Source organism: Wolbachia endosymbiont of Drosophila bocki (assembly GCF_028982005.1).
Lineage (GTDB): Bacteria > Pseudomonadota > Alphaproteobacteria > Rickettsiales > Anaplasmataceae > Wolbachia > Wolbachia pipientis.
Map to the genome: position 1 here is coordinate 1 of NZ_JAPQLG010000018.1, position 7,390 is coordinate 7,390.

At 33.9% G+C, this 7,390-nt stretch carries 8 protein-coding genes; 3 read left to right on the forward strand and 5 right to left on the reverse strand.

What is annotated here, in order from left to right:
• Nucleotides 1-156: 156 nt before the first annotated feature.
• Genes nusB through yidC form a run of 3 tightly spaced genes read right to left on the reverse strand, consistent with a single transcriptional unit; the run spans nucleotide 157 to nucleotide 2,745 of the window.
• Nucleotides 157-639 (reverse strand): transcription antitermination factor NusB, encoded by a 483-nt coding sequence (nusB, locus tag OZD61_RS00280; protein ID WP_274979413.1) that lies wholly within the window; start codon nucleotides 637-639, stop codon nucleotides 157-159.
• A complete protein-coding gene (locus OZD61_RS00285; RefSeq protein ID WP_274979414.1) occupies nucleotides 639-1,067 on the reverse strand; it encodes a 6,7-dimethyl-8-ribityllumazine synthase in 429 nt (142 codons plus the stop codon). Before OZD61_RS00285 ends, nusB begins: the two co-directional genes overlap by 1 nt.
• A complete protein-coding gene (yidC, locus tag OZD61_RS00290; protein WP_274979415.1) occupies nucleotides 1,045-2,745 on the reverse strand; it encodes a membrane protein insertase YidC in 1,701 nt (566 codons plus the stop codon). Before yidC ends, OZD61_RS00285 begins: the two co-directional genes overlap by 23 nt.
• 134 nt (nucleotides 2,746-2,879) lie before the next feature.
• Between yidC and OZD61_RS00295 the strand changes: the two genes are divergently transcribed.
• Nucleotides 2,880-3,395 (forward strand): TIGR02281 family clan AA aspartic protease, encoded by a 516-nt coding sequence (locus OZD61_RS00295; protein ID WP_038249096.1) that lies wholly within the window; start codon nucleotides 2,880-2,882, stop codon nucleotides 3,393-3,395.
• A 6-nt stretch (nucleotides 3,396-3,401) separates the two neighbouring features.
• On the opposite strand, the gene secF is transcribed toward OZD61_RS00295, so the two are convergent.
• Nucleotides 3,402-4,277: a protein translocase subunit SecF gene (gene secF / locus OZD61_RS00300; RefSeq protein WP_274979416.1), complete on the reverse strand. Its 876-nt coding sequence runs from the start codon at nucleotides 4,275-4,277 to the stop codon at nucleotides 3,402-3,404.
• Nucleotides 4,278-4,327: 50 nt separating this feature from the next.
• Complete coding sequence (locus OZD61_RS00305; protein ID WP_458695280.1) at nucleotides 4,328-6,418, reverse strand: heme lyase CcmF/NrfE family subunit; 2,091 nt, start codon at nucleotides 6,416-6,418, stop codon at nucleotides 4,328-4,330.
• On the opposite strand from OZD61_RS00305, the gene OZD61_RS00310 reads away from it, so the two are divergent.
• Together OZD61_RS00310 and OZD61_RS00315 are read left to right on the forward strand one after the other, a co-directional pair.
• Nucleotides 6,339-6,527, forward strand: coding sequence for a hypothetical protein (locus OZD61_RS00310; RefSeq protein WP_274979418.1), 189 nt, complete (start codon nucleotides 6,339-6,341; stop codon nucleotides 6,525-6,527). The two genes, OZD61_RS00305 and OZD61_RS00310, sit on opposite strands and share 80 nt — an antisense overlap.
• A gap of 80 nt (nucleotides 6,528-6,607) precedes the next feature.
• Entirely contained in the window at nucleotides 6,608-7,327 is a 720-nt protein-coding gene (locus tag OZD61_RS00315; protein ID WP_274979419.1) for a hypothetical protein, read from the forward strand.
• The last annotated feature ends 63 nt before the right edge of the window (nucleotides 7,328-7,390 follow it).

The following is a 7,390-nucleotide window of genomic DNA, read 5'->3' on the forward strand; positions in this document are numbered from 1 at the left end:
TTAAATGGCTATTTTATAATGAATTTTGTCAGCAGCCACCAGATTTTTTCAGTTGCTATGCAACAAAGCCATTCCAGTGTCAAGCACTGGGATCTGGTAGACAATGTTCATACAGCAGCTACTCGAATGACACCCTGTGTTTGCTGGCTATAATCGCTAAGGATTTTTATTTAATTTAACTGCATCTTTTGCCTTATCCAATAACCCATTAATAAAACCAATTTCGCTTGGTTTATCAAGTAAATCAGATGCAATGTTAGTATACTCATTGATAACAACTGGAACTGGCGTATCACAATTGGCTAACTCACATACTGCAACACGCAAAATAGATAAGCTTATAAGATTTAACCGTGAGAGAGACCAACTTGGGTGTAAATAAGACTCTATTATTTTATCATATTCTTCACTGCTTTTTATAACCTTATATAACAAGTTTTCTAAGAACTGATGTTCAAATTCTTCACATTCAAATATATCTTTCAACTTATTTATGTAGTCCTTAAGCTCACAATTTTCCAGTTTAAAAGTGCTTTTGTTGTAACCTACGAAAATATTTGAATAAGCAACTTGTACAGCAAGAAATCTTGCCGTGCTTCTTTTTATGCGCCACTTTTTATCTACTGGTTTTTCCTCCATTATTTTAATTTATTGTGTAAATCTATCATACGCAAAACAGTTGAGGCTGCATGGCCACCAACGTTCTTTTTGTTTTTATCAGCTCTAACTAGTGCTTTATCTTTGCTGTCAGCGGTAATTACGCCCATACCAAGGGGCATTGCACAATGCATAACAACTTCATTTAAGCCTTCGATTACTCCTTTACAAACATATTGATAGTGATCGGTTTCACCGCGAATCACGCACCCAAGAGCTAAATAACCGTCATAATTAGCATGCTTGCTTTTGACTGCAAAAAGAATTGTAGCTGGTATCTCAAATGCACCAGGAACTTTAATTATATCATAGCTTGCATAACTTTCTTTTAATCTATCGACTGCACCTTCAAGCAAAAGGTTTGCTATTTCAGCATAATAAATTGAATTAACTATTAGTATTTTCGACATTCACTACCACTTTTTTCGTTAAAAACAACTTTATTAATGATTGTTGAATTAGAGTTATAATACTACTAAATATCCAATATATTACCAGGCCGGCAGGAAAAGAAGAAAAAATAAAGACAGAAATGTAAGGTAAAAACTTCATAACATTTACTTGAATATCATCTTTGCTGGTTTCACTTAGCTTCTGCTGGATTATCATAGTAATACCAAAAACTATAGGCAAAATGCCTATAGAAATAGGGAAATTGTAGTTAAATAACCCAAATAATGTAAAAATGTTCGTTGGGTCAGGGGCTGAAAGATCTTTAACCCATAAATAAAAAGGGGCGTGTCTCATCTCTATAGTAACAAATAATACTTTATATAGAGCAAAAAATACCGGCATTTGTATGAGCATGGGAAAAATGCTCGACATTAGACTTACATTATTTTTCTTGTATAATGCAGTTATTTCCTTACTCTGCTTTAAACTATCACTTTCATACAGCTCCTTTATACGAGCTACTTCAGGATGCAGGCTTTTCATCTTAAGTGTCGAAATATAGAATCTAGTAGATAAGGGAAGCATCAAAAGTTTGATAACCAAAGTCAGCAATAATATTGCTAAGCCAAAATTCTTTAAAACGAAGTTAAAGTATTCAAGCAGTAAAAACACTGGCTTGGTTATAAAATAAAGAACACCAAAATCTACAGCTTTATCAAATAAAGGTATATTGAGAGTATCCTTGTAAGAATCCAGTAAATTCAACTTTTTTGCTCCAGCAAAAAAATAATTCACATTAGAAGTGCTTGCACCAGGAAGTATGCTCTTGTAAGGTTTGACAAAATCTACTTGGAATTTATCAGTATTATTAACGTCCGTGTGTTTAATGCTTACATTTATTTTATCGAATTTCTCAGGTATGATGGCTGTAAGCCAGTATTTATCAGCAAAACCAAACCAATTTTTTTCACTTGCACTTGCTTTTATTAAGTGTTTCTTAGAGACATCCTTATATGTCCACTCCTCTAGTTTATTATCAAATGCACCCAGAACTCCTTCATGGGACATCCAATAAGATTCGTTGATATTGTCACGTTTACGGTTAATTTTACCATAAGGAACCAAAACGACATTATCTTTTGTGTTATTTTCAACAATCTGCTCAATTTTAAACATGTAGTTATCGTCAAGGCTAATTTTCATTTTAAACACAATGCCATTCTCATTGTCCCAAAATAAAATTACCTCTTTTTGATTGAGTTTATCTGCTTGCCAGACTGTCTTAGAATCTGGAACTTTAATCTTTTTATTCGGATCGAGCCACCCAAATTCTGCGAAATGTACATCTTTTGATTCTGCAGGTGACAGTAACACCACTTGTGGAGAAGAAGAACTCGGTTCTAAGTGGTAATTAGTTAAAATTAAGTCATCAAACCTTGCACCTTTCAGAGAAATTGATCCTTTAATCATGTTATTGGTTAAACTAACCCTCTGTTCTCGAGTAGAATTAATAATTTCAGAACGATTTTGGTATATTATAGGAGCAAGGTCGTTAAAAGATTCGATATGTTCAATATTTTCAATCAATGGCTGGTTTTGGTTTGTACTAAAAAAATTATCATAAATAATACGCCAAGACACCATGATTAACATGGAAAGGATAGCTGCCAAAATTAAACTTTTTGCTTCTGACATGAAATTAAATCAAACATATCTTCTTAAAGTGTATACTAAATATTGTACTAAAACAATGAAATTTACTTATTTTTAATAATAACTTTTAACGCTGATCTTTAAAATTTATTTTAATAGCTTCAAATTTTAACAATATGAACGCGGTGAAAAATCTAGTTATTTGGTTGCTAATAATAGCCACTACTGCAATGCTTATTGATTCACAAAGGGACAAACTAAGCAACAGATTTCTCAGTACTTTTTTACCATATAAAGGAAGAATTCAAAATAGCGGTCAGAATAGTGGAAGTATTGAATTTACGAAGTCATATGATGGACACTTTTATATTCAGGCTCAAGTCAATGATCGCAATATAACGTTTTTGCTTGATACTGGAGCAACCGATATTGTTCTATCACAAAAAGACGCATTACATGCTGGTATTAACTTACAAAACGTTCAGGATTTTAAAATATATGAAACTGCGAAAGGTCAAATAAAAGCTGGAGTGGTCCAAATACCTCAAGTTAAAATAGGAAATTTTTTGATTAATGATGTACAGGCAAGCGTTAACACTCATTCTATGTCTCATTCACTACTTGGAATGAGCTTTTTAAGGTATTTTCATTTCACTATAAGAGATAATAAGTTGATATTATACCGCGACTAAACACTTCTACAATCTACTTATCAAAGCTCTGTAGGTCAATATAGGAGCAGAAATAAATATTGCAGAACAAGTGCCAATCAAAATACCAAAAAAAATGATCAAGCTGAAGTCTTTCACTGCATCTGTGCAGATTAATGCCAAAGGAAGAGCAGCAAGAAGGGTTGTACCCGAGGTTAATATAGTGCGAAATAATGTAGCGTTGATACTTGCATCTACTATCTCACTCATCCGCCCACTTTTACCACTCTTGCGATACTCTCGAATCCGATCGTATATAATTACTGAGTTATTGATTGAGTAACCAATGACAGTGAGGAGAGCTGCAACTGATGAAATATTAAACTCAATGCCAGTTAGGCTAATAAAACCAACAGTTAAAATCACGTCATGAATCAGTGCTGTTATTCCACTGAATCCACATTGCCAATTAAATCTAAACCAAACGTAAAAAAACATTCCAACAATCGCGATCAACATGGATAACATTCCTTCAAATATTTGTGTTGAGCTTATTTGTGGGCCAACATAGTCTATTTTACGATAGCTTATTGAGCTCCCCAGCTTTTCTTCTAGTATGCTTTTTATCTTTTTGATTTTATTTTCACCTCCTTCATCTTTAAAACGCATGACTAAATTATCACCCGCTTTTGAACTCTGCACTGTAAAACCATTTTCTTTTAATGCATCGAGAATAGAGTGATTCTCATCTGAAGATTTTATCTCTATCAAAATTCCGCCTGCAAAGTCTATGCCTAAGTTCACTCCGCGTAACACAACAATTAGCATTGAAAAGATGATAAGAATAATGCTAACGAGTGCAGTCAAATCCCTATATTTACTAAACTTGATATCGAGGTTATCTGGAATGAGCCTAAGTGCCATGCTATTTACTTAAACTTGAATTTTATATACTTTTCAAAAAATTCACTAGTTTATTTTGTGATTAGTCTCGTTCGTCCACTAGAAGGAAAAGCAGCAAGAAGCGAACCAAAAGCGATAAGAAAGGATCCAAGCCAGATTATAGACATTCCAGGTTTATAGTACACTTTAGTTGCAATTTTGCTCTTACTCTTATCAATCTCACCGATTACAACATAAATATCAGAAAATAAATTGTGGTAGATACTGCTTTCAACATTTTTCTGACCTTCCACAAGGTAAAATCTATATTCAGGGGTCATCTCACCTAATATCTTATTATTCAGCAAATTCCTGATATCCATTGTACCTCTCACTGCATGGAAATTTTTTTCTTTTATTAGCTCAATATTTCGTAAAGTAACTTTAAACTTATTGACTGTTATGCTATCCCCTATTTTTAAGTAATCTTCTTTTTTCTCCTGCCAACCAACCGAATATGCTATACCAAGCACTAGAATTGCCACTCCAGCATGAGCTGCTATCATTGCATAGTAGGATTTAGAAACTTTTTTTGCTAATAAAATTGATTCACCAAATGCTACCTTAAATAAACAAATTCTTTTACTATATGCCTCTAAAACAAAGATTAATAATGCTATGGAGATAGTAATTGATAGCACAATTATTAGCTCCATGTGAAAGATAAACGGCAAAATAGCTGCAGCACTGCAGAATGAAAATCTATATTCACGGAATATTGGCAATAGATTATTTCCCTGCCAACTGCAGTATTGCCCGATCATGGCGAGCACTAGAATAGTAAGTGCAATAGGGTTAAATAAGGAATTATAGTATGGTGCTCCAACTGAAATTAATTCACCGGTTAAATATTCGAGCACTGTAGGGTATAAAGTGCCAACGAACACAATCAAAAAGGCAGTGATGAATAATAAATTGTTCATCAGCATCATCGTAAGGCGTGAAAAGAATCTTCTACCCTCTGTCACTTGAGTAGCAAGTTTCTTTTCAGATTCCAGTGTCACGCACTGGAATGACATCGCAGATGTGTGATTCTTTCTCGTAAACACTACGAATATTACTAAGCTACTGACTGTAATTACACCAAGTAGAGCTAATATATACAGTCCATACCTTGGATCATCTGCAAACGTGTGCACTGAGGTAAGTATTCCTGAGCGGACTAGAAATGTTCCAGTCACACTCAATATAAAAGTTGTAAGTGTAAGTAAAATAGCAAAATTCCTTAAAGTATTGAAATTTCGTACAACGAGCAACAAATGTGTCAGCGCTACTGCAATTAGCCACGGCATCAGAGAAACATTTTCCACTGGATCCCAAAACCAAAATCCACCCCACCCAAGTTCGCGATACGCCCACCAGCTACCTAAGCTTATGCCCAAAGTGAGCAGCGACCAAGAAATAAGTACCCAAGGCCTGACAATTTTAGCCCAAACATTTCCTTCAACTTTTGCAATTAATCCAGCTATAGAGAGCGAAAAAGGAACGCTAAACCCAAGGTACCCCAAATATAATATTGGTGGGTGAATAGCAAGACCTATATCTTGCAATATCGGATTAAAACCCAGTCCATCTGTTTCAATGCCTGGCATTTTAGTGAAGGGGCTGGATTCAATTAAAGTGAACAGCAAAAAACAAAAGCAAATCAGCCCATGAGTGATAAGAGATATTTTTTTTAATTTACTACCATTAGTTCGTTCTGGTGTCATTCCAGTGCTTGACACTGGAATCCAGTTTTTATTACACTGCCATTTGATGTACTCATTTGCAATTAAATTGTCTGGATCCCAGTGTCTGGGCACTGGGATGGCAGAGGGGGAAACTGGGATGACAGAAGGTATATAAATATCCATTAGTAATAAATACATGACAAGCACTAAGGTCCAAAGCAACATGGACCCTTCTTTGTTTCCCCAAACACCACAAATCTTGTAGATCAAAGGTTTTGTTGTGTGTGAGTGGTAGTATACGTTTTCAAGTGAAAAATCACTTGTAATGTGGCAGTAGATCAAAATAGCCATTGACGCTGATACACAAAAAAATATGGCAGTGGTAATAAACCGACAAGAACTAAGCGGTAAAAACAAATATGTCAAAGACAATAAGCAGGCTAGCAATAGCAATATATTCCCAAGTTCAGGCATAAAAAATTATAGTTTTTATATAAACAATATTACTGATGACAAGTTAGAAGTTAAAGTGTTAATTGATGCTAGCATAATGCCCCCGTAGTTAGCTGTGCTAGTATTAATTAAAAATTAAATATTAAATCTTTATACTTTTATAGATAGCGTTAATATTGAGGTAACATTATGGGTACAACTAAGATTAGTAAATTTCCATTCAATATAAAAGGTAAAGTGGCAAAACAACATGCCGAACCAATAATCGAAAAAAATCTCTATACTATTTTAGGATTCAAAGATATAGAAGATTTTGAAAATAAGACAAGTAAACTTGTTAATAAAAAAGTTTGGCAATCATTTGTTGACTGCTTTGCAAAAGAAATAGATTATGCAGCAACCGAAGAAGTTGTAAAAAACATCGTTTGTAACATTGCAAAGAGTGATCAAGGTAATGCTTTTACCAAAACCGAACATCTCATATTAAATGAAAAGCAAGATAATAAAAAGAGAGAAAAAGCGATTAGAAAAGCTATTAGTATTTTGAGAAAAATCAATCCAGAAAAAGCCTTTAATGAACTTTCAGTAATAAAAAAACAAGCTGAAGATTTTTTACAAACCGATTTTTGTAAAGCACAGAGTAAATCACTTCAAGGATTTGCTCCCTCTGGTGAACAGCTCTTTGCGGAAACTCTGAAATATATAGAAACACTAGAAAGATTATCCGAAGTAAAAAAAGAAGGGCTAGTTAGAGATTTCTTGTTAAATCATGTTAGTTTATTGAATAAAAAGTATCCTAAATCACAAGGTAAAAGGGAAGATGCTATAACAATACTATCAAGTGATGAGTTGAAGAATTTTTACAATAAGGGTGTAAAAGAAGGAATGTTACAACCAATGGCATCTTAGAACCTGTTAAGGATCTCGAAAATATGAGGTAAAATAAGCATAGTTAAGAAAGAGGTATATCTA

Coding starts and splice junctions, on each gene's coding strand:
- OZD61_RS00295 (WP_038249096.1), top strand. CDS start 2,880: ATGAACGCGGTGAAAAATCTAGTTATTTGGTTGCTAATAATAGCCACT.
- secF (WP_274979416.1), bottom strand. CDS start 4,277: ATGGCACTTAGGCTCATTCCAGATAACCTCGATATCAAGTTTAGTAAA.
- OZD61_RS00285 (WP_274979414.1), bottom strand. CDS start 1,067: ATGTCGAAAATACTAATAGTTAATTCAATTTATTATGCTGAAATAGCA.
- nusB (WP_274979413.1), bottom strand. CDS start 639: ATGGAGGAAAAACCAGTAGATAAAAAGTGGCGCATAAAAAGAAGCACG.
- OZD61_RS00310 (WP_274979418.1), top strand. CDS start 6,339: ATGGCAGTGGTAATAAACCGACAAGAACTAAGCGGTAAAAACAAATAT.
- yidC (WP_274979415.1), bottom strand. CDS start 2,745: ATGTCAGAAGCAAAAAGTTTAATTTTGGCAGCTATCCTTTCCATGTTA.
- OZD61_RS00315 (WP_274979419.1), top strand. CDS start 6,608: ATGGGTACAACTAAGATTAGTAAATTTCCATTCAATATAAAAGGTAAA.